The organism is Nostoc sp. DedSLP04 (assembly GCF_034530775.1).
Lineage (GTDB): Bacteria > Cyanobacteriota > Cyanobacteriia > Cyanobacteriales > Nostocaceae > Nostoc.
Genome location: NZ_JAVRCL010000011.1, coordinates 1 through 21855, shown reverse-complemented (window position 1 = coordinate 21855; position 21855 = coordinate 1). Strand labels below are relative to the sequence as shown.

Below are 21855 nucleotides of genomic sequence, written 5' to 3'. Positions count from 1 at the left end.
GTACTTCATGCAAATGAAAATTGCTGTAATTACGAATTACTTTAACGTGCATCACCAATCAAGACAAATGGCGACCAATAATAAGGATGGTCTTTAATTAGCTTCAACTTAGCTTTTTGCAAAGCTTCTCCTTTGGTCATACCTTGCTTGAGGTTTTGATAAAATTGAACCATCAATTGCTGAGTCGCTTCATCATCAACCGCCCATAAACTTGCCATCACAGCTTTAGCACCAGCACGCTCAAATATATAAGCAACTCCTGCAAGTCCTGTGCTAGCATCATTCAAATTAGTGTCTACAGCAGTTTGACAGGCACTAAGAGTAATCAGTTGTGTGCCTTGTAACCCTAAAAGAGCAGCATTGGCAATGTCTAAGGGTTTATCAGCAAATAGTAATGTATTCTTTTTTAACTTGACTTTTTTGCAATCTTCAGTTTTGAAACAGCCGTGAGTTGCTAAGTGCAAAAAGTCAAAGCGCAATGCTTGGGATCTAAACTTTTCTAGGGTAGCTTCATTGTGGATATAAACTTCACTGTCTGGCAGTATTTCCTTAATACTTCTGACTTCTGCCTCTGCACCTGGGAGATTTTGTGGGTCACTGGGTACTGGATTACCAAATGCTAAAACAGCTTGTAGTTTGGGGGGTACGGGATTTTGCATACCTGGAGATTTTAGGGAATTATTGGAAATGCGAGTGAGATAGTTGACAGGATATTTCTCGATTAGAAATTGGTTGGTTTTACTGTCGGAAAGAGTTTCAAAAGGTAGATGGCGCAGTTGACCAGTAGCGATAATACTTAGTTCTTTGGGGGATAAAGCTTTAATTTTGTCTTCTATAGGACGAATAAGAATATCATAAAGTTTGCCGCCAGTTTCACGGTAGTTAGAATTACTTTCATCTTGTATTTCTTTCAAGTATTGGGTGAGAAGTTTATTAAATTCAGTGGGATCAATAGATTTTTTTATAACGCTCAACTCGCCTTTTGTGAAGATAAAAATTGCGACGTTATTAGGCATATCTCTGACATTAGTCAGCAAGACAGGTTGAACTACAACCGTTCCTGCGGGTATAGACGATGTAAGATTTTTAATATCTGCGGGTGTAGTTTCAAATAGTTCTGCCACTTCAGGAAAACGGCGAGAGATATTTTCGGCTTCTGAGTAAACTTGTGCTTCTAATTGCCGAATTTGTTGAGTTAATGTTTCAGAAAAATTTTCTTGCAGTTGTTGTCGCAGAAATTCCAATTGTTGATTTTTTTGACTCCAGTTATCAAGGCTCTGCTGTGCTTCTGGGTTGGTAACTTTGGCATTAATGAGACGAGTATAATCAGCAAGGTCGGCTGTAGTGAATAGGTTAACCCATTCAAAGGCTTGAGCATATTTTTTTTGATTAATCAGGACATCGACTAAAGCAATAGCACTTGCACTTACATTATTATCCTGTAAAAACTTTTGGCGATTTTCTCGTTGCAAACCCCGGCGCATTTCTAAGCTGATTTGAACAGATTGCTTTAAATTAGTAATGGCTTCAGTTGGTCGATTTGTACTTTGGAAGAGTCCACCAATATTACCCAAAGTAACAGCAACACCAGAGCGATCGCCCACAGCCCGATATAGGGGCAGAGCTTGGTTGTAAAAATCGAGGGCTTTTTGCTTTTCTCCTAAATCGTCGTAGACTCGACCGATGTTATTGAGTGTAGTCGCAACACCAGAGCGATCGCCCACAGCCCGCCTAAGGGGCAGAGCTTGGTTGTAAAATTCGAGTGCTTTTTGCTTTTCTCCTAAATCGTCGTAGACTCCACCGATGTTATTGAGTGTAGTCGCAACACCAGAGCGATCGCCCACAGCCCGAATAAGGGACAGAGCTTGATTGTAAAAATCGAGTGCTTTTTGCTTTTCTCCTAAATCGTTGTAGACTAGACCGATGTTATTGAGTGTAGTCGCAACACCAGAGCGATCGCCCACAGCCCGCCTAAGGGGCAGAGCTTGGTTGTAAAATTCGAGTGCTTTTTGCTTTTCTCCTAAATCGTTGTAGACTAGACCGATGTTATTGAGTGTAGTCGCAACACCAGAGCGATCGCCCACAGCCCGAATAAGGGGCAGAGCTTGGTTGTAAAAATCGAGTGCTTTTTGCTTTTCTCCTAAATCGTTGTAGACTACACCGATGTTATTGAGTGTAGTCGCAACACCAGAGCGATCGCCCACAGCCCGCCAAAGGGGCAGAGCTTGGTTGTAAAAATCGAGTGCTTTTTGCTTTTCTCCTAAAGCGTTGTAGACTGCACCGATGTTATTGAGTGTACGAGCCTCACCTGTGCGATCGCCCACAGCCCGATATAGGGGCAGAGCTTGGTTGTAAAATTCGAGTGCTTTTTGCTTTTCTCCTAAATCGTTGTAGACTGCACCGATGTTATTGAGTGTAGTCGCAACACCAGAGCGATCGCCCACAGCCCGCCAAAGGGGCAGAGCTTGGTTGTAAAAATCGAGTGCTTTTTGCTTTTCTCCTAAAGCGTTGTAGACTGCACCGATGTTATTGAGTGTACGAGCCTCACCTGTGCGATCGCCCACAGCCCGATATAGGGGCAGAGCTTGGTTGTAAAATTCGAGTGCTTTTTGCTTTTCTCCTAAAGCGTTGTAGACTGCACCGATGTTATTGAGTGTAGTCGCAACACCAGAGCGATCGCCCACAGCCCGCCTAAGGGGCAGAGCTTGGTTGTAAAATTCGAGTGCTTTTTGCTTTTCTCCTAAATCGTCGTAGACTCCACCGATGTTATTGAGTGTAGTCGCAACACCAGAGCGATCGCCCACAGCCCGCCAAAGGGGCAGAGCTTGGTTGTAAAATTCGAGTGCTTTTTGCTTTTCTCCTAAATCGTTGTAGACTAGACCGATGTTATTGAGTGTAGTCGCAACACCAGAGCGATCGCCCACAGCCCGCCTAAGGGGCAGAGCTTGGTTGTAAAATTCGAGTGCTTTTTGCTTTTCTCCTAAACGGTTGTAGTTAAACCCAAGCCCAAGCAGTGCAGTTGCTTCAAGTTTTTGGTCTTTGAGTTCTCGTGCAATGGTTAAACCCTGCTGGAATATTTGTATTGCCTGTTGGTGTTCCTGTTGCTGTGTCAGTTTTATCCCTTGCTCTAGCAGTCTTTCTGCTTCTTGCGATCGCGAGTTTTGAGTCTGTCCCCAGGTGGATTGAGCCATTAGCATCACTGTTAAAGGCGTTAAATAAAAGCCCACAGCCAAAAAACTGGTAAGAAATTTTTTCATAAAATAGCGCAGAGGTAGCTGTTTTTAATTGGGTGTTAGCAGAAGTTGTCGTTAGCAACATCAAAAGTATTTGGTCAAGTCTGGGATTGTTACTTTACAGGAACGCTAAGAGCAAGCGGAGCGATCGCAAGAACAAAAATACCTTAACTTTGCGTAAGTCCTATAAAGGTTGAAACATTTATTGCCGACATCGGAGCATTTGTTATAAACGTTGGGACATTTCTTGCAAATGTTTAAGCATTTGTTGGAAATGTTTGAACGTTTGTTGCAAGCGTTTGAATATTTGTTGCAACTACTTGAACCTTTGTTATAGATATTTGAATACTTATTACAAATACTTGAACATTTGTTAGAGATGTTTGAATACTTGTTACAACTACTTGAACATTTGTTGCAAACATTTGAACACTTGTTGCAACTGCTTGAACATTTGTTGCCAGCACCAAAGCATTTGCAATAAATGTTCAAACATTTGTTGCTAGCATTGAAGTTTTTGTTATCAACATCAGCAAAAGTCTAAATTAGGGATTTACGTTGAGTAGACACAAATGTGATATTGAAGCGTACAGCTAAAATAATTCACGAATCAATAAGGGTTTGCCAGAATGTTAATCGTTCTTTGTTGCGAATTGAACTGGATTTCATTTACCACATATTGCCGATTTCTAGCCACTGACTGAATACCCAGCAACTGTGCTGTGGAAACTACAGGTGGTTTAAGTTTCACCACCGCTTGACCCTGAGTAGGATTTTTTACGGTAAAAGTATTTAGGGGTATACCATTCCAAGTTACAAGCTGACCTGTGGGACGGTCTCGCTCACCCCGGATAATTTGCCGCCCATTGCTTCTGTAAGCTAACGCCCCATTCTTGAAGACTACTTTTTGAATTTTGCTCAGGGGAATTGTGGCTGTTTTGCCACTACGCTGAATTGATAGTGCTTCTGTCTGTACATCAATTCCGATTACTCGACCACTGTTTGACCCACCTGCTTTTAGGATGACTTCTGCTAACTCTGGTAAAGCCACTGGAAGTTCTAATTCATCTGCGTTGACTGGTGTCTGTGCTAAGAAGAAATTTTCCGTTGTGACATCCTTGCTAATTACAGCTTGGATGTTCCCTGCTAGTGCTGCTGCCATTACTAAGATTGCCACAACCGATCTTTGGAAAAAAACTTTCATGGCTTTAACAGTGTATTTGACTAGATTTAACTTTCTCATTAAACTTCAGAGGCGTATACTAAATTTCCGTAAAATCACAAAAACAAACTGATTATTCATTTATAAGTGTTTGTTTGTTCCCAGTCTCCGACTGGGAATGCTGTCTTAGAGGCTCTGCCTCCCTTGCTGGCGGCAGAGCCGCCAAGAACAGCATTTCCAGCCAGAGGCTGGAAACGAGGTTTTAAAGGAGTTTCAGCTTAAGTTGACACCAATGGCGTCTCGCCCGTCCGGTGCGGGCTAGAGAGCTTACACTACAAGAAAATTTATTGCACTTTTAGCCTTGCCACGCCACTACATTGTTTCTTAATTACGAATTACGAATTACAAATTACGAATTAGTATGACCCAAACCCCTAACCAAGAAACCAATATTTTAGGTAAATTCACAAGTGTACTTGGCTTACTGGGTGCGGCGCTTTTCTTTGCAGGCTGGATTTACCGTTGGTCATATTTCTACTTTTTTCAGCTAGAAGTCAATACCCTCGACTTACCCGCACAGTCTTTTTTGATAGTTCCCCTGCAAATATTTCTCGGAGATGGTTGGACAATCTGCAAAAGTGCGATCGCTTTTTTTGTAGCTGCGATCGCTATTCAGGCAACATTATGGTTAATTAAAATCGTTAGTGAGACTGTAGTCTCTGCAAGCCAACTACTATTGAGTCGCATTATCTCTGCAACCCAACACAAACGCTCATGGACAGCTAAACGGCTAAAATCTCTGGCTGAATTTAGTTCTGGACAACTGCGCTCAGTGGAATTTCTGCGATCGCTAGTCAATGAGATAGTAATAGTATCCTGGGTATTAATTGTGATATTTTGGTTAGCTCGTTGGCAAGGCATCGCAGATGCACAAAGAGACGCTGGTCAAAACTCCACCTTACCTGTTGTAGCTTTAATTACACCTGAAGAAAAGTTTGCTGTGGGACGCAAACTTGATGATATATTTGCAGATCCATCTTTGAAAGGTTATCGCATTATTGGCGATCGCGGTCTATTCGACGACTTGCGAGGCAGAGAAGATAATGACATCAGCAATCCACAGCAGCCGCGAGTCTGGCGCTTACTCCTAGAACGTGGCGGCTGGATTTATTTGTTTCGAGCATTACCCTCAAACGCAAAACCTGGCGAGATTCCATCTGTGTTAGCTATTCAAGAAAGTGAGAAGGGACATATCATCATTCGCAGTCCAGAAGCTTCTAAAACGAGTTCTCCTTGATATGCTGATATCTTGCACCATTCTCAATTGACCAATGACCAATGACTAATGACAGTCTTCACAGAAAATAGCGCATTAGCTGATCAACACTCAATTGGTAAACTGTGTAATAATTTTTGATGATAGCCAGGAGGAAACTCCTGGTTTTTTTGTATTTGAACCCGTAGAGCAAAGAGATGACAGAAGCGACTCTTCCAGCTTTTATCGAGCAAATGTTGCAGGCGGGATTTTATCCCCATAAGGTAACAGAACCTATTCAACTAGTTCAAACCCACGCTTCTTATGTGCTGTTAACTGGGGATTACGCCTATAAACTGAAAAAATCTGTGAATTTTGGCTTTTTGGACTTTTCTACCTTAGATAAGCGGCAGCATTTTTGTCAGGAAGAGTTACGGTTAAATCAACGGGGTGCTGGTGAATTATATTTAGAAGCTTTGCCCATAACTTTGGTAGGGGAGCAATACCAGTTAGGGGGAACGAGCAAGGCTGTAGAATATGCGCTGAAGATGCGTCAGTTTCCTCAAGAGTCGCTACTAAGTATCCTTTTTGAAGAAGGTAAGTTAAATGAGACACTTCTAAATGAGTTGGGGCGAGTGGTTGCTCAATATCATGCCCAAGCACAGACGAATGATTACATTCGCACTTTTGGCGAAGTGCCAAATATCCGGGCTGCCTTTGATGAGAATTATCAGCAAACTGAGAAGTATATTGGTGGCCCCCAGACTCAGGCGCAATTTACAGAAACAAAGCAATATACAGATAAATTTTTTGCCGAACGTCCAGAATTATTTGCTAGCAGAATTCACAACGGTTATATTCGTGAATGTCATGGGGATTTACACCTGAGAAATATTGCCCAGTGGCACGATAAAATCTTGTTGTTCGATTGCATTGAATTTAATGAGTCGTTTCGCTTTGTCGATGTGATGTACGATGTGGCGTTCACTGTGATGGATTTGGAAGCTGGCCAGCGTCAAGACTTGGGTAATGGGTTTTTGAATACCTATATAGAGCAAACTGGAGACTGGGAAGGCTTACAGGTGTTGCCCTTGTATTTAAGCCGTCAGGCTTATGTCCGGGCGAAGGTAACATCATTTTTACTAGACGATCCGAGTGTACCCGCAACGGTGAAAGAAGAAGCGACAAAAACCGCCACTGATTATTACAAACAAGCTTGGGAATACACTAAACCCAAGCAGGGACAACTAATTTTGATGTCGGGGTTGTCGGGTTCTGGTAAAAGTACCACAGCAAGACATTTAGCTCGTCAACAGGGAGCAATTCACCTGCGTTCTGATGCGGTGCGGAAGCATTTAGGGGGAATTCCGTTGTGGGAAAAGGGTGGCAACGATTTATATACACCAGAGATGACCGAGAAAACTTACACACGACTGCTGGAATTGGGAATTATTCTGGCTAAACAAGGTTTTTCGGTAATTTTGGATGCCAAGTATGATAAACAGCAGTTACGCCAAGAAGCGATCGCCCAAGCTACAAAACATCAACTTCCCCTTCAGATTATCCAATGCACAGCACCACTTGAAGTTCTAAAAGAGCGTTTGAACAATCGCACTGGTGATATTGCTGATGCTACCGCCGATTTATTAGCCTCACAAATCAAACAAGCTGAACCTTTCACTGAAGAGGAACAACCTTATGTAAAGATTTGGGATACAACTCAACCACAACAGGCACAATTAAAATAATTTGTAATTCGTAATTCGTAATTCGTAATTGAATCGAAAATTAGGAATTACGTTAGAGTCAGACGCTCCTACGTCGCTAAGGCTTTGCTATCGAGCGTCATTAGTAATTTGTTAAATAAGTTATTTATTTTATGGCAGACAAAAAGAACGACTTATTCAGTATTTCTCCCAGCTTCTTTTCTCAACTATTATTTGGGGCATTTTTAACATTTATATTAATAATGACCGGCTCTGCACCAGCCCTAAGCATCTTCTTAGGAATCATGGGCGGTTTCATCTTAAGCTGGATCGCAAATGTAACTGATAATAGCCCCCAAGCACCAAATGTAGCCTCCTCTGATGGTGTTGATGCAGGATTGAAATACTGGTTATTTTTCATGCTAGGTTTTGTATATTTAGGCTATCCAGCACCTATGAGTATCTTGCTTGGTGGATTAGGTGCTTTAGGTGGAGGCTGGATTACTGCTTGGTGGGGAAGTAAGGAAGAAACTAGAACTCAGTTGCAAGTTGAAGAATCAGAAGAGGTTGAAGTTGAACCAACGAATGAAAGGATCAACAAACGGCAAATCAGAAGAGCCGGTCGCCGTTACCGTCGCACTCCTGGAAGTAGTTTCAATTACAAGTTTTGGGAAAGGTAATAATTTGGGGATTGGGCATTGGGGATTGGGGATTGGGCATTGGGCATCGATCGATAATCAATAGTTTTTCTTCATCACTTCCTCATCTCCTATTCCCCATGCCCCATTCCCCATGCCCCATGCCCCATGCCCTAATAATATGTTTTTATATCTATCCAAATTACTGCCACTATTTTTTTATCCACTAGGATTAGCCTGCGTGAGCTTGGTAGTAGCATTAGTGACTCTGTGGAAACGACCCCGGACTGCGGCGATTGCAATTGCTTTTTCCCTAATTTTATTGCTATTTTCTAGCAATGCTTGGATCGCTAAATCATTAGTGCGATCGCTAGAATGGCAAAATCTTCCACCCGCCCAAATACCTAATGCAGAAGCAATTGTGGTTTTAGGTGGCGCAACTAAATCAGCTTTTTTCCCAAGACCTACTGTCGATTTAAGTGAAGCAGGCGATCGCGTCATCTACGCCGCACAACTTTATCGCCAAAAAAAAGCGCCTATAATCATTCTGAGCGGCGGTCGCATTGATTGGCGTGGAAGTGGTTCGCCAGAATCGGCAGATATGGCAACAATACTTACATCTATTGGTATTCCATCTGAGGCGATCGTCCAAGAACCGGACTCTCTCAATACTTATCAAAATGCTGTAAATGTCCGAAAGATTTTGTTATCTCGTGGCATTCGTCAGGTATTATTAGTAACTTCGGCAATGCATATGCCGCGATCGCTTCAGATTTTCCAGCGTCAAGGAATCAATGCTATTCCTGCACCTACTGACTTTCTAGTTAGTGAGGGTGAGTTGCAAGAACTCGGTAGTACTCCCAAAGCCGCCATACTAAATTTATTACCTGATACTGATAACTTACACCAATTTACCATCGCTTTAAAAGAGTATATTGGTTCTTTAGTTTATCGCTTACGCGGTTGGCTTTAATTAAAGTTAGGAGTTAGGAGAGACGCGATTAATCGCGTCTGTACAGGAATTATGAGTTATTAATTAAGAAGTGCGGTAATTATCTCAATTCAAAACAGACGCGATCGCGTCTCTACGACTCTTAATTTTATGTCAAAAAATTTACCTTATATTATTCCAGTTGCTCAACCTCAAGTTGAAGAAGCTTTTGCCTCTTACCAAACAACCCATGAGTTCTACCATGAAGTTCGGTCGCGATCGGAGTTTCAGCGTTATTGTGATTGGTATTATACAACAGCAGAACAAAACCGCCAAGAACTTAAAAGAATGCGCGGCGAACTGAATATTTTCCAGTGGTTTCGCCGCCGATAAGTGATTTAGATGACTTCTAATTCGTTTTCACGTAAATGGGCTTTAAACTTTTTACTAAACTGGACTACAATCGGTAGATTAGCGCTTACTGGTCTGTCTCGCCATTGGGTGGCAATAGCTGTAACTTCGCCTTCTGTACCTTTGATGTCAAAAGGCTGATTCCGATGTTCAGGATGATGATACACCACTACCGAATCTTTAACGCGGACGCGATCGCCAACTTTCATAACAACATTTACACCTAGCATTTTCTTTTCCACAAGTATCTGCTACAAAATATATGATTAAATCGCTTAGAATTTGATTTAATCAGCTATTTCTTGACGCTTCATCGGGGTGCAACGGCTTAACCCTCTGCGTCCAGGCACGTCTTAGCAATCCGCGCGTACTTTTTTCTGTTTTTTGCCACGTTAATAAGTATCGCCCATAGCCTTTCTCTTTAACCCAAAAGCAGGGAAATGAAAGAAAATCAGGCGATATCGGATGTGCTTAGTACTTTGACAAGATATCCAACCCTTTTATCTTGACCCTAGGATGTTCCCCAGGTCAACTCTCTCACGAATGTTTCGTCTATGGCAGATGCTTGGTGATTGCGATCGCTCCTTTGTATGCTGTAGAATTTGACCTCACTTCCATTCCTCTCTCCTAAGAGGCGAGAGGCTTTGAATCTTACTCCCCTTCCCTATAAGGGAAGGGGTTGGGGGTTAGGTCTTTATTTGACTCAATACCGAAGCGCTATAGAGTCTAAGCAAAATTTACTTGCTTGCTTAAGAAATCTCGGAAGCTGGAATGATAAAGACTGTAGTGGATTTCTCCATCAATTTCCTGGAGTGTTAAAAACTCACGCCAATTTTCTAGAACTTCTTCGACATCGTATTCATCAGCATCAATTGTACTAGCAATGCTTTCTGCTGATACGACTGATGAAACTTGTGCTAACTTCTTCAGTACAGATGATTTTAATTCCCTCTCAAGACTTGGCGAGTTGGGGGGAATCATCTTGTGCAAATGCTGCTGATAATACGCTTCTAAAGCAGGGGGGAGTTGTCCCGTTACGATCGCTTCTCTCAAATATCGACCAAGGTCTGAGCCTTCTCAACCCTTATCAAGATTACCTCCTCAGTCGCTGGAATAGCGGTAACTACAACTTCACTCCCCTATTGAATGAGGTCGAGGAAATGCAAAGTATATTAGTTGCTAGCTTAAACAAACTCAAAGCTTGAATTTATTACTTCTACCCTTCCGAGTTCTGCCTTCTGCCCTCTGCCTTCTGCCTTACCCCAACCTAGATCGCCAAAAGTTGCCAAGAACAAAAATATACCTAACACAGCTTAGAGTCAAGAGTCAGAATATAAAGTTCTCCTGAATTATGGTTTCGGACTCCCCAATAATCAAGCGTATTGCACCCAACTAAGAACCGCTATAATTCCGCAGCTAACATCCTACCTTGAACTGATTCAAACTCATCTTCTAGTAAATATAACTTGGCTTCATCATAGTTATTAGTAGAAAATACAACTTTATAACCCTGTGCCGGATCATAAATCTGACAGTTATCTTCACTGTCGCAAAGCAATAAAAGAACATATGGAAGGGAATGACTTGCATCTATCCATACTTCCATAAATTCCCACTTATTCTTCATTGGATCTTGTGGGGGAATAACGCGGTATTCTTCGTCTGCATTAGACATATTCAAACAAAAAACGGTAGAGCAATTAATACTCTACCGTTTTTTAATTTGGGATCTAATCTAAAAAATCCCAAACCCTAAATCTTACTCAACACCTTGGGGTAACAATTCCCGACGCTGTTGAGAACTAACTTGTACAACGCCATTTTCATCCACATCAACAAGGGCTGTATCGCCATCCTTGATACGACCAGACAGAATTTCTTCTGCTAGGCTATCTTCTAACAGGCGCATAATTGCCCGACGTAATGGCCTCGCGCCGTAGCTGGGACTGTAACCTTCTTGGATCAACCGATCCTTGAAGCGATCGCTGACTTCTAAGGTGATACCCTTTTCAGTTAGACGACCAAATACTTCCTTGAGCATAATTTCGGCGATTTGGGTCACTTCTGGCTTGCTCAACTGACGGAAGACGATAATTTCATCGAGTCGGTTGAGGAACTCTGGACGGAAGTACTGCTTGAGTTCTTCGTTGACCAAAGAGCGAATCCGGTTGTAAGTTGACTCGCTGGCATCTTCGGAGAATTCAAACCCGATACCGCTACCGCCTTTTTCAATTACCTTAGAACCAATATTGGAAGTTAAAATCAGCAAGGTGTTCTTGAAGTCTACCGTGCGACCTTTGGCATCAGTTAACCGACCGTCTTCCAAAATTTGCAGCAGCATATTGAAAACATCGGGGTGCGCTTTTTCGATTTCGTCGAACAACACCACGGTGTAAGGACGCCTCCGCACGGCCTCGGTCAGCTGACCACCTTCGTTATAACCAACATAACCAGGAGGGGAACCAATCAGCTTGCTGACGGTGTGACGCTCCATGTATTCGGACATATCTAAGCGGATCATCGCTTCTTCGGAACCGAAGAAGTAAGCAGCTAAGGACTTCGCCAACTCGGTTTTACCTACACCAGTAGGCCCAGAGAAGACAAAGCTAGCTATGGGTCGATTGGGATTCTTCAAACCAACACGAGCGCGACGAATTGCTCGTGAAACTGCTTTGACAGCTTCATCCTGACCGATTAAACGCTGATGCAAGGTATCTTCCATGTGCAACAGCTTTTCAGATTCAGATTCGGTGAGTTTGTTCACCGGTACTCCAGTCCAGGAAGCGACAATGTGAGCAATGTCTTCTTCTGTAACTACAGGTTCTTCATGTTCTGTGCCAGTTGCATTGGTCTTGCTTTGAGCGATCGCCCGGATTTCGGCTTTGATTTCCATTTCGCGATCGCGCAGTTCTCCAGCTTTATCGAAGTCTTGGGAGCGCACTGCATCATCTTTTTCTTTTAATATCTGACGCAGTTCTTTGTCTAACTCTTTGGCTGCGGGTGGCAGCTGGGAGTTAATCAAGCGCACTCTAGAACCAGCTTCATCAACTAAGTCGATGGCTTTATCTGGTAGGTAGCGATCGCTAATGTAACGGTCTGACAATTTCGCCGCCGCTACCAATGCTTCGTCGGAGATTTTCAGTTTGTGGTGTTGCTCGTAGCGTTCGCGCAAACCATATAAAATTTCAATTGTTTCATCAACTGTAGGTTCGCCAACCATTACTGGTTGGAAACGTCGCTCTAGGGCTGCATCTCGCTCGATGTGCTTCCGGTATTCATCTAGGGTTGTAGCTCCGATGCACTGCAACTCACCTCTAGCCAAAGCTGGCTTGAGGATATTTGCTGCGTCAATCGCACCTTCTGCTGCACCCGCACCAATTAAGGTGTGTACCTCATCAATCACGAGAATGACATTACCCGCCGAGCGGATTTCATCCATGATTTTTTTCAAGCGTTCTTCAAATTCACCTCGATACTTGGTTCCTGCTACGAGCAAACCAATATCTAAGGTGACGACGCGTTTATCTTCGAGGATGTCAGGGACATCTTTGGTGGCAATGCGTGAAGCTAAACCTTCAGCGATCGCAGTCTTACCAACCCCTGGTTCCCCAATCAGCACTGGGTTATTTTTGGTTCGGCGACCCAATATCTGGATCACTCGCTCAATTTCCTTGGCGCGTCCTACCACCGGATCGAGCTTATTGTCTATTGCCATTTGGGTCAGGTTTGAGCCAAATTCATCCAGAGTCGGGGTTTTTGTGCGCCCGGATGAACCGCCTGGTGAAACTTCGGCAGTTTCTCCCAACATCCGAATAACTTGGGTTCTTACCTTAGATAGATCCACACCGAGGTTTTCTAGCACCCTGGCTGCGACGCCTTCCCCTTCGCGGATTAGGCCCAACAGCAGATGCTCGGTGCCAATGTAGTTATGCCCCAGTTGGCGTGCTTCTTCCAAGGAAAGTTCTAAAACTCGCTTCGCCCGTGGCGTAAACGGAATTTCCACGGCAACAAAGCCCGATCCCCGTCCTATAATTTTTTCAACTTCAATTCGGGCATCTTTGAGATTGACGCCCATTGATTTCAGCACCTTAGCAGCCACTCCAGTGCCTTCGCCAATCAGACCCAGGAGGATCTGCTCGGTTCCGACAAAGTTGTGACCTAAACGGCGGGCCTCTTCTTGGGCCAGCATGATTACCTTAATGGCTTTTTCTGTGAAGCGCTCAAACATGGCTTTATCCCATCATCTGCGGTCGTGCCGGTATGCTGATTTTAGCACAGGCAAAGCTTTTGGATGCCTGTATAACAGATTATAGACATCCTGAACCTATGACTTGGGTTGATGGGCTAATTGTTAACTATTGACTACTTCTATCTTGCTAGTGTACTGAGGAGCTTTAGTTTACCAGCGTTTTTGGGATTTATTGGGATTTATTACAAATAGTTGACCGTTTAAATTAAGGGTTTTTTGACTCAATCCCAAACATTTATATTTAACATATGTATTTTTTAATATCAAGCAAAAATAATTAATATACGATTTATTTATAGAATTTACTTTTTATATAAAATATTTAAATAAAAATAGGTGCGACAAATTTACATTTTTTTGCTGAAGCCGATCGCAAGCCCTAATAATCCAAAATTACTCATACCCAACTAAATAGGTAGGCAGAAATAAAGCTAACTATATAACAAAATGTAAAACCTTCAAAACCCATGTAATTGCTTCACTTTTCTTTGCTCCGTAGCCAACGGGAACGCCAGGGGCGAACGCAATAATATAGTTATAAATCTTCTCGCGGACTTACTTAAAAAGCAAGTGCCAAGAGGATTTTTCGAGGCGATCGCTGACAATGGAATACCATTGGTCTAAAGTTGCTTTAAATTTGCGGTGTTGTAAATCTGGGAGCCAAAGGATTAAAGCATCCTCATCGTTATCTTGGTAGTAACGCCGCCGCCGCCCAGCTGTTTTGAAGCCAAATTTTTGATATAAAGATATTGCCGCCAAGTTGGAAGCTCGGACTTCGAGGGTAGCTCGCTCCATTTTGCGATCGCAAGCTGTCTTAATGAGTGAATATAATAAAGCCGCACCCAAACCTTGACGGTGATATTGAGGATGAACCGCCAAAATTGTAATGTGCGCTTCATCTAAAATTGACCAAAAGCAACCCATTCCTAGCAAACTTGTGCTGGAGGAGGAAGAAAATAAACCGAGTAAATCGCTGTTGGGACTATCCAATTCTCGTTTGTAGCCCTCCAGAGTCCAAAGTCTGCCAAAACAGGCTCGATCGAGTTCCAGAATAGCACTGAGATTTTCTAATGTCAGTAATTTAATTTCTAAGTCTAATGCAATCACATTTATTGAATAACGTTACAAACCCTTTGTACACTGGGAATCGGGAGACGAACTCAAAGCCCGTAATTTGAACAAGGAAAACTTTTATAGTTATGGTATCGACTCACCCCACTGGGGTTCAACATTCTGGAAGTCAATATTTACCTCAAAGACACGACACCAGTGCAAATCCTTCGCCTAATCAAGAACTTTTACCCTTGACTGCCAGAGTTCATCATCATGACCTCTTGGAAATTGGTGGGTGTGATGTCACAACCCTAGTTGAGCAGTTTGGTTCACCTTTATATATTTTAGATGAAGAAACCCTACGTTCGGCTTGTCAGCAATACCGAGATGCTTTCAAGCAATACTACAAGGGTGAATCTCAAGTATTGTACGCCTCAAAAGCTTGGAATTGTTTAGCAGTTTGTGCGATCGCCGCCTCTGAAGGACTGGGAATTGATGTAGTTTCCGGAGGCGAACTTTACACCGCCCTACAAGCGGGTGTTAGTCCCAATAAAATCTACCTTCATGGAAATAATAAATCTCGTGAAGAATTAATTTTAGCGATCGAGTCTGATGTCACCATTGTGGCGGATAATTGGTATGAGTTGCGTACCCTTGTCGAAATAGCCCAACCCTCTCTTCCAATCCGCATCATGCTACGGTTAACTCCCGGTATTGAGTGCCACACTCACGAATATATTCGCACGGGACACTTAGATAGCAAATTTGGCTTTGATCCCAACGATTTAGATGAAGTGTTTGCTTTTGTCAGTCAACAACCTATCCTTCATTGCGTAGGGGTACACGCTCATATTGGTTCCCAAATTTTTGAGCGCCAACCACATCAAGATTTGGCCGCCGTTATGGTGCAGTGGCTGCGGGATGCCAGGAAGTATGGTTTAAATATCACAGAGTTAAATGTTGGTGGCGGTTTAGGGGTTAAGTACATAGAATCAGACGATCCCCCTAGCATTGAAGAGTGGGTGAAGGCAATTTGTGAAGTAATTCAAGCAGCTTGTGCGGCCGAAAATCTGCCTTTGCCGAAATTACTTAGCGAGCCGGGGCGATCGCTAATTGCCACAGCTTGCGTCACTGCTTATACTATTGGTTCATCCAAAGTTATCCCAGAAATTCGTACATATGTAGCGATCGATGGGGGAATGTCTGATAATCCCCGCCCGATTACTTACCAATCAGTTTATCGGGCAGTAGTTGCCAATAAAATGTCTTCACCTTTAACCCAAACAGTCACCATTGCTGGTAAACATTGTGAATCAGGAGATATTCTGATTAAAAATGCTCTCCTCCCAAAGACTGAACCAGGGGATATTCTCGTAGTTATGGGAACTGGTGCGTACAATTACAGTATGGCATCTAACTACAACCGCTTGCCTCGACCGGCAGCAGTCGTAGTGGCGAATGGCGAAGCAAATTTAATTTTGCAACGTGAAACTTATGAAGATTTAATTCGGCAAGATCGCCTACCAGAAAGACTCAAGAAATAGTCATTTGTCTTTGGTCATTAGTCATTAGTCATTTGCAAATGACGAAGGACAAATGACAAATGACCAACTGTAAATTAGAGGCAAAAGTTTAATCCAGATGTCATGAGAGATTGGTGGAAGCAATGGCTGACAAACCTGGGGTGGTCACAGTCCTTGCTACTTGGGACTCTGGATATTGTGTTAGTGCTGGCGCTGACGTACATGATACTAGTTATTATTAGTGAGCGCCGGACACTATGGATGGTGCGGGGATTCATTATCTTAATGCTAGCCTCAGCACTCAGTGGCAGATTCGGACTACCTCTGCTAAGTTTTGTACTAGAAAAGTTGGTGATTGGTTGTGCTGTGGCGATGGCAGTTGCTCTACAGTCAGAGTTTCGACGGTTTTTGGAGCAATTGGGGCGTGGCGAATTCCGCCAGCTGTTTCAACCCGACCGTCTGGCAATCCCCAAATCTGATAGCGTAATTGATGAAATTGTTGAGGCTGTTAAAGAATTGTCAAAAAACCGCATTGGAGCTTTACTAATTGTGGAAACCACAGGGCCAATTGATGAGCGAGATTTTTCTGTGCCAGGAGTAAAGCTAAATGCGGAAGTTTCTAAAGAACTAATCCAGACAATTTTTCAGCCAAAAACTTTGTTACACGATGGAGCGACATTGATTCGTGGCTCACGGATTGTGTCATCAGGTATAATTTTACCACTTTCGGGACGCACAGCCTCGCGCCAGCTGGGAACACGCCACCGGGCAGCAATGGGAATTACTGAGCGGGTCGAAAATTGCATTTGTGTCGTTGTCTCTGAAGAAACGGGTTCTATTTCCTTAGCGGAACGGGGAACCCTAAATAGACCGCTGACGAATAGGAAACTGAAAGAGTCATTAGAGGCTGTTTTGTCTCCAACCGTGGATAGGGAAGCTGTTGCTCCTGGTCTGTTGAGTTTTGTTCGTCGGATAGGTGGGAAGACACTAGCACTGGTTTCACGTTTACTCAGATTACCATCGACCGCTTCTCGAGATAAAAAATGACACTACAACAAACTAAACTGCAAGATTTACCTACCGATTTAAAACGAGAATTATTGCCGCAGCACGTTGCGGTGATTATGGATGGTAATGGTCGATGGGCTAAACGTCAGGGTCTACCCCGAATTATGGGTCATAAGCGAGGAGTAGATGCTCTCAAGGATTTACTTCGCTGTTGTCAGGATTGGGGAATTCAGGCGTTGACAGCTTATGCTTTTTCAACAGAGAACTGGAAAAGACCGCAGGAAGAAGTAGATTTTTTGATGACTCTGTTTCAAAGAGTTTTGCGTCAAGAACTGCGGGAAATGGTCGAAGAAAATGTTCAAATTAAGTTTGTAGGGAATTTGCAAGACCTGCCACGATCGCTTCAACAAGAAATTTCTCGTTCAATGGAAGAAACTAAGAATAATCGCGGTATCCGGTTTTCCGTGGCAACTAATTATGGTGGACGGCAAGAAATTTTACAAGCTTGTCAGGCGATCGCTAAGCTTGTCCAGCAAGGTGTGCTACAACCCAATGAAATTAATGAACAGGTGTTTGAGAGCCACTTGTACACAGCCGGAATTACTGACCCAGATTTGTTAATTCGCACCAGTGGAGAAATCCGCCTCTCAAATTTTCTTCTCTGGCAAATGGCTTATGGAGAAATTTATATTACCGATGCTCTCTGGCCCGATTTTGACCGTGCCGAATTTCATCGTGCCTTGTGTGCCTACCAGCAACGGGAGCGGCGATTTGGGAAAGTCTAAATCTGTTTACGCAATTAGACTAAGTAGGTCGGCGTAAAAATTTGTCGTTGGCATCAGGCAGGAGGAAAAAGGGTTTTAGTCTAGTTTATCTTTCTTCACATAGTTTGGTTTTCTTGTGCCAACTTATTTATATAGCAAGGGACTGGGGACTGGTGACACTTCGACAAGCTCAGTGCATTGCTGGGGATTGGGTGAAAAGTCTTGTTGTGTCTAAGTTTTATCATCTGTTAATGTCCTAACCACAAAGGCTTGTGCTATACAACCAATACCTAATTGGGATAAAAAAGTAATTAAATAAAATCAACTATTTTTCGGTCGTCGCAGTTTCTTGGAATTCATTGGGCCGAGAATTTGATTCAGGCTACGCAATTGCTCTGCTGTACCCATACCAATTAGTCTGTCTCCCGACATTAAAATCGTATCGCCAGTGGGGCCACCGATTAAAGTTCCATCAACACGGTGAATTGCCAGAACCAATGCTCCAGTTTGCGATCGCAATCTCGCCTTTTGCAAACTTTGACCCACAACAGGACAAAAAGCAGGGTCGAGTAAAAATTCTTCCATATACAACTGGCGGTCTGCACCAGTCAAAATCCCATCTACAAAATCCAATACTTGGGGCCTGAGAGCCGCAGCAGCCATGCGTTTCCCGCCAGTAATATAGGGGGATATCACTTCATCTGCACCACCGCGTCGTAACTTCTGCAAAGCTTCTTCTGTACTTGCCCGTGCGATCACCCGAATTCCTGAATTCAGCGTTTTTGCTGACAAGACGATGTATAAATTTTCAGCATCAGAGGGAAGGGCTGCAACAATACACATCGCCCGTTCAATACCAACTTTTAGGAGTGTGTCATCTAATGTAGCGTCACCTTGGTATGCTGTATAACCTTCAGCTTGCGCCCTTTGGATTGATTCTGTCTCCGAATCAATTACTACAAAAGCTACACCTTCTGTCCGAAATTCCTTGGCAATTTGCCGACCAGTCCGACTAAATCCACAGATGATGTAATGTTCTGATAGGGATTCCATTAACCGCCTCTGTTGTTGTAGCCGAATTCCTTCTTGAAAGTACCCTTGAATAATCGCTTCTGTAAATCTATTGACAATGTAACCGATATTGACTACACCTAACAAAATCAGGGCAATTGTAAACAATCGTCCTCGACTACCGAGTGGTTGCGTCTCTCCGTATCCCACAGTCGCCAAAGTGATAACTGTCATGTAAGCTGCATCTTCCCATGACCAGCCCTCCACTAACCAGTACCACAAAGTGCCAATCAAGAAAACACCACCAAGAGCGATCGCCCCAGCCATCAACTCTTTTTGGATACGTTGATATTTTTGCTCAAGTGTTGAGAATGAGGTAAAAATAGTATTTTTAGCCTACTTTTTCTAGTTTTCTACTAACTTTAAAATTATCTATACTAATAGTCCAATAACTCAGGACTACTTACCTTTTTTCTTATCTAGTGCTTCTTGGATAGCGCGTCTACAGAATTCTGGAGGGTCTTCTTGTGCTTTCACCTCTTCCTTCATTTCCTTAGTAACCCGGAAACTCAGATTATCGGTTAACTCTCTACTTGGTTGAGATGATTCAAAATTTTGAGGGTTACCCTTGGGGTTAGGCATTGTTGAGAGATATAAATAAGGCTTGATTTGATGTATACAAGGAAATAGAGTTTAAATCGGTAGGTATCATCCCTGGAAAAGTTGTTACCTACCGATACCACTTTTACAAGAGGTAACTCTATTTTATGTTCACGCGTTCCGAGTTAGAAATCAAAACCATCCCAGAATTACGTGACTTATGCCGTCGATACGGTGTTAAACCTACAGGCAGTGCGGCATACAAAGTCAGCTACCTTACTTCTCTGATGGCATTCCCTCAGCTAGCACTTGGGCAGCTAAGAGAAGGAAGGGGATTAAAATCTCCTGGACTTAGCGCCATTCAATTTTTTGAAGGGATGAGATGAAATGAATTCACCCACAGATGAGCAAGCAGCACTCATCAAAATAACCTTGGAAGGTACGAGAATGGCTTACCCCGATAGGTTTGACCAAGAGAACCTAGCTGAATTTGCACAAAGCTAAGATGCACCTTGAAATGGTTGTTGGGCTACTGGGTCAATCGCGATCGAGAAGATCCCCGACTTTTTAAAGAAGTCGGGGATCTGTGGCTTTAAATTGCTCAAGTGTTGAGTACAAAGTTTTTTTCACCACCACCAGGCCTTTGAGGTCATATAAACGTTAGTTTAAGAAGAAGTACGAGTTGTGCTAAATAAAAAGTATTTTTTAGGGATTTCTAGGAAACTAGTAAATAACTATATAATGAAAAACTTTCAGGAGGAGCGGTAGTGAGCCTACAAACTCTCGTTGACCAAGCCACCATCCCCCCAGATTCAGGGTCAGCATCTAGTCCCTTTGATACAGATAGCTTTAATGAAGCTGTCATGTCTACCTACGCCCGGTTTCCCTTAGCCCTAGAACGGGGTGCTGGATGCCAAGTTTGGGATACGCAGGGACGGGAATATCTGGACTTTGTAGCGGGAATTGCTACTTGTACTTTAGGACATGCCCACCCAGCGATGGTAGAAGCGGTAACACGCCAAATCCAAAAGCTGCACCATGTCTCTAATTTGTATTACATTCCTGAGCAAGGTGAATTGGCAAAATGGCTTGTCGATCGTTCCTGTGCCGATCGCGTATTTTTCTGCAACTCTGGTGCTGAAGCTAACGAAGCCGCAATTAAACTGGCGCGGAAATACGCTCACACAGTATTAGACATTGAAAAACCGATTATTTTAACCGCCAATGCCAGTTTCCACGGACGGACTTTGGCAACCATTACCGCTACAGCACAACCCAAGTATCAAAAATACTTCGATCCCTTGGTTCCTGGGTTCCACTACGTAAATTACAACGATATTAACGCTGTGGAAGTAGCGATTAGCGAGTTGGATGAAGGCGATTATCGGGTAGCAGCAATTCTGATTGAGCCATTGCAGGGAGAAGGCGGTGTCCGTCCGGGAGATGTTGCCTACTTCAAAAAGCTCCGGCAAATTTGCGATGAAACTGGCGTTTTGTTGATTTTCGATGAAGTGCAAGTTGGTATGGGACGTAGCGGCAAATTATGGGCTTACGAACATCTCGGCGTTGAACCGGATATTTTCACCAGTGCTAAAGGCTTAGGTGGAGGTGTCCCTATCGGTGCAATGATGAGCAAGAAATTTTGCGATGTTTTTCAACCAGGGGAACACGCTAGCACTTTTGGCGGAAATCCTTTTGTGTGTGGTGTGGCACTCAGTGTTTGCCAGACATTGGAACGGGAAAATATTTTGCAGAATGTCCAAGACAGGGGCGAACAGTTGCGAACTGGATTGAAGGCGATCGCAGCAAAATATCCTCAGCACATTGGCGAAGTTCGGGGTTGGGGTTTAATCAACGGTTTGGAGTTACGAGCCAACATCGAGATAACCGCAGCCGATGTCGTCAATGCTGCTATCAAGGAGGGTGTATTGCTGGTACCAGCCGGGCCAAAAGTAGTCCGGTTTGTGCCACCGTTAATTGTTACAGAGGCGGAAGTCAATACTGCCTTGCAAGCTGTGGACAAGGCGATCGCAATTCTCGCCAAATAAAACAGGAGTCAGAATTCACCAATTCAGAATTGGTGAATACTCTACCTATAAAGAGATAGAGTTTTAAAGCGAGAATATTTTAATTTTTTCCGCCCACTATTCCACTCGCTTTTAACCAATATTCGTCACCCACTCGTACAGAATTCAGTATGAATTCTGACGCCTTAGCAAAGCGTCTCCGGCTTTGCTCCTAAGTTCTGAATTCTTCATATCCCTCTTCTGTCACTTTCCGACATAAGCAAGTAGTAAATAACTGAAATTAT

At 43.2% G+C, this 21855-nt stretch carries 20 protein-coding genes; 10 read left to right on the top strand and 10 right to left on the bottom strand.

What is annotated here, in order from left to right; all coding sequences use genetic code 11:
- Window positions 1–41: 41 nt before the first annotated feature.
- The 3 genes from RMX89_RS08865 to RMX89_RS08855 form a co-directional block, all read right to left on the bottom strand.
- A complete protein-coding gene (locus tag RMX89_RS08865; protein WP_322688666.1) occupies window positions 42–3257 on the bottom strand; it encodes a CHAT domain-containing tetratricopeptide repeat protein in 3216 nt (1071 codons plus the stop codon).
- A gap of 233 nt (window positions 3258–3490) precedes the next feature.
- The gene (locus RMX89_RS08860) at window positions 3491–3700 is read right to left on the bottom strand and encodes a hypothetical protein (RefSeq protein WP_322688665.1); all 210 of its coding nucleotides are present in this window, start codon (window positions 3698–3700) and stop codon (window positions 3491–3493) included.
- Window positions 3701–3843: 143 nt separating this feature from the next.
- On the bottom strand, window positions 3844–4437 hold the full coding sequence (locus RMX89_RS08855; protein ID WP_322688664.1) for a hypothetical protein: 594 nt from the start codon (window positions 4435–4437) through the stop codon (window positions 3844–3846).
- A 379-nt stretch (window positions 4438–4816) separates the two neighbouring features.
- Between RMX89_RS08855 and RMX89_RS08850 the strand changes: the two genes are divergently transcribed.
- The 5 genes from RMX89_RS08850 (at window position 4817) to RMX89_RS08830 (ending at window position 9318) form a co-directional block, all read left to right on the top strand.
- Window positions 4817–5692 (top strand): hypothetical protein, encoded by an 876-nt coding sequence (locus tag RMX89_RS08850; protein ID WP_322688663.1) that lies wholly within the window; start codon window positions 4817–4819, stop codon window positions 5690–5692.
- Between the two features lie 176 nt (window positions 5693–5868).
- Window positions 5869–7398, top strand: a complete 1530-nt coding sequence (locus RMX89_RS08845) for an AAA family ATPase (protein WP_322688662.1) — start codon at window positions 5869–5871, stop codon at window positions 7396–7398.
- Between the two features lie 131 nt (window positions 7399–7529).
- Complete coding sequence (locus RMX89_RS08840; protein ID WP_322671580.1) at window positions 7530–8036, top strand: hypothetical protein; 507 nt, start codon at window positions 7530–7532, stop codon at window positions 8034–8036.
- A 139-nt stretch (window positions 8037–8175) separates the two neighbouring features.
- Window positions 8176–8967: a YdcF family protein gene (locus RMX89_RS08835; protein WP_322688738.1), complete on the top strand. Its 792-nt coding sequence runs from the start codon at window positions 8176–8178 to the stop codon at window positions 8965–8967.
- A gap of 129 nt (window positions 8968–9096) precedes the next feature.
- Window positions 9097–9318: a hypothetical protein gene (locus RMX89_RS08830; RefSeq protein WP_322671578.1), complete on the top strand. Its 222-nt coding sequence runs from the start codon at window positions 9097–9099 to the stop codon at window positions 9316–9318.
- Window positions 9319–9323: 5 nt separating this feature from the next.
- Here RMX89_RS08830 and RMX89_RS08825 read toward each other — a convergent pair whose 3' ends face one another.
- The 5 genes from RMX89_RS08825 to rimI form a co-directional block, all read right to left on the bottom strand.
- On the bottom strand, window positions 9324–9545 hold the full coding sequence (locus RMX89_RS08825) for a ferredoxin-thioredoxin reductase variable chain (RefSeq protein WP_409882227.1): 222 nt from the start codon (window positions 9543–9545) through the stop codon (window positions 9324–9326).
- A 517-nt stretch (window positions 9546–10062) separates the two neighbouring features.
- Window positions 10063–10389 carry a hypothetical protein gene (locus RMX89_RS08820; RefSeq protein WP_322688661.1) on the bottom strand — a complete coding sequence of 109 codons (327 nt, stop codon included), beginning with the start codon at window positions 10387–10389 and terminating at the stop codon, window positions 10063–10065.
- Window positions 10390–10738: 349 nt separating this feature from the next.
- Window positions 10739–11011 carry a hypothetical protein gene (locus tag RMX89_RS08815; protein ID WP_322671576.1) on the bottom strand — a complete coding sequence of 91 codons (273 nt, stop codon included), beginning with the start codon at window positions 11009–11011 and terminating at the stop codon, window positions 10739–10741.
- 84 nt (window positions 11012–11095) lie between these two features.
- Window positions 11096–13564 (bottom strand): ATP-dependent Clp protease ATP-binding subunit, encoded by a 2469-nt coding sequence (locus tag RMX89_RS08810; RefSeq protein WP_322648268.1) that lies wholly within the window; start codon window positions 13562–13564, stop codon window positions 11096–11098.
- Between the two features lie 576 nt (window positions 13565–14140).
- Complete coding sequence (gene rimI / locus RMX89_RS08805; protein WP_322688660.1) at window positions 14141–14692, bottom strand: ribosomal protein S18-alanine N-acetyltransferase; 552 nt, start codon at window positions 14690–14692, stop codon at window positions 14141–14143.
- Window positions 14693–14784: 92 nt separating this feature from the next.
- Between rimI and lysA the strand changes: the two genes are divergently transcribed.
- From lysA to RMX89_RS08790, 3 genes are all read left to right on the top strand, one after another.
- Window positions 14785–16182 (top strand): diaminopimelate decarboxylase, encoded by a 1398-nt coding sequence (lysA, locus tag RMX89_RS08800; RefSeq protein WP_322688659.1) that lies wholly within the window; start codon window positions 14785–14787, stop codon window positions 16180–16182.
- Window positions 16183–16284: 102 nt separating this feature from the next.
- Window positions 16285–17208: a diadenylate cyclase CdaA gene (cdaA, locus tag RMX89_RS08795; RefSeq protein ID WP_322671573.1), complete on the top strand. Its 924-nt coding sequence runs from the start codon at window positions 16285–16287 to the stop codon at window positions 17206–17208.
- Complete coding sequence (locus RMX89_RS08790; protein ID WP_322671572.1) at window positions 17205–17954, top strand: isoprenyl transferase; 750 nt, start codon at window positions 17205–17207, stop codon at window positions 17952–17954. Before cdaA ends, RMX89_RS08790 begins: the two co-directional genes overlap by 4 nt.
- 300 nt (window positions 17955–18254) lie before the next feature.
- On the opposite strand, the gene RMX89_RS08785 is transcribed toward RMX89_RS08790, so the two are convergent.
- Together RMX89_RS08785 and RMX89_RS08780 are read right to left on the bottom strand one after the other, a co-directional pair.
- Window positions 18255–19271 (bottom strand): potassium channel family protein, encoded by a 1017-nt coding sequence (locus RMX89_RS08785; protein WP_322671571.1) that lies wholly within the window; start codon window positions 19269–19271, stop codon window positions 18255–18257.
- 132 nt (window positions 19272–19403) lie between these two features.
- Entirely contained in the window at window positions 19404–19586 is a 183-nt protein-coding gene (locus RMX89_RS08780) for a hypothetical protein (RefSeq protein WP_229458098.1), read from the bottom strand.
- A gap of 125 nt (window positions 19587–19711) precedes the next feature.
- Between RMX89_RS08780 and RMX89_RS08775 the strand changes: the two genes are divergently transcribed.
- Entirely contained in the window at window positions 19712–19930 is a 219-nt protein-coding gene (locus tag RMX89_RS08775; RefSeq protein ID WP_322671570.1) for a hypothetical protein, read from the top strand.
- 381 nt (window positions 19931–20311) lie between these two features.
- Window positions 20312–21592, top strand: coding sequence for an aspartate aminotransferase family protein (locus RMX89_RS08770; RefSeq protein WP_322688658.1), 1281 nt, complete (start codon window positions 20312–20314; stop codon window positions 21590–21592).
- Window positions 21593–21855: the final 263 nt, after the last annotated feature.

Coding starts and splice junctions, on each gene's coding strand:
- RMX89_RS08815 (WP_322671576.1), bottom strand. CDS start 11,011: ATGTCTAATGCAGACGAAGAATACCGCGTTATTCCCCCACAAGATCCA.
- RMX89_RS08785 (WP_322671571.1), bottom strand. CDS start 19,271: ATGGCTGGGGCGATCGCTCTTGGTGGTGTTTTCTTGATTGGCACTTTG.
- RMX89_RS08775 (WP_322671570.1), top strand. CDS start 19,712: ATGTTCACGCGTTCCGAGTTAGAAATCAAAACCATCCCAGAATTACGT.
- RMX89_RS08810 (WP_322648268.1), bottom strand. CDS start 13,564: ATGTTTGAGCGCTTCACAGAAAAAGCCATTAAGGTAATCATGCTGGCC.
- RMX89_RS08830 (WP_322671578.1), top strand. CDS start 9,097: ATGTCAAAAAATTTACCTTATATTATTCCAGTTGCTCAACCTCAAGTT.
- cdaA (WP_322671573.1), top strand. CDS start 16,285: ATGAGAGATTGGTGGAAGCAATGGCTGACAAACCTGGGGTGGTCACAG.
- RMX89_RS08845 (WP_322688662.1), top strand. CDS start 5,869: ATGACAGAAGCGACTCTTCCAGCTTTTATCGAGCAAATGTTGCAGGCG.
- RMX89_RS08835 (WP_322688738.1), top strand. CDS start 8,176: ATGTTTTTATATCTATCCAAATTACTGCCACTATTTTTTTATCCACTA.
- RMX89_RS08850 (WP_322688663.1), top strand. CDS start 4,817: ATGACCCAAACCCCTAACCAAGAAACCAATATTTTAGGTAAATTCACA.
- RMX89_RS08825 (WP_409882227.1), bottom strand. CDS start 9,545: ATGAAAGTTGGCGATCGCGTCCGCGTTAAAGATTCGGTAGTGGTGTAT.
- RMX89_RS08855 (WP_322688664.1), bottom strand. CDS start 4,437: ATGAAAGTTTTTTTCCAAAGATCGGTTGTGGCAATCTTAGTAATGGCA.
- RMX89_RS08790 (WP_322671572.1), top strand. CDS start 17,205: ATGACACTACAACAAACTAAACTGCAAGATTTACCTACCGATTTAAAA.
- lysA (WP_322688659.1), top strand. CDS start 14,785: ATGGTATCGACTCACCCCACTGGGGTTCAACATTCTGGAAGTCAATAT.
- RMX89_RS08780 (WP_229458098.1), bottom strand. CDS start 19,586: ATGCCTAACCCCAAGGGTAACCCTCAAAATTTTGAATCATCTCAACCA.
- RMX89_RS08840 (WP_322671580.1), top strand. CDS start 7,530: ATGGCAGACAAAAAGAACGACTTATTCAGTATTTCTCCCAGCTTCTTT.
- RMX89_RS08865 (WP_322688666.1), bottom strand. CDS start 3,257: ATGAAAAAATTTCTTACCAGTTTTTTGGCTGTGGGCTTTTATTTAACG.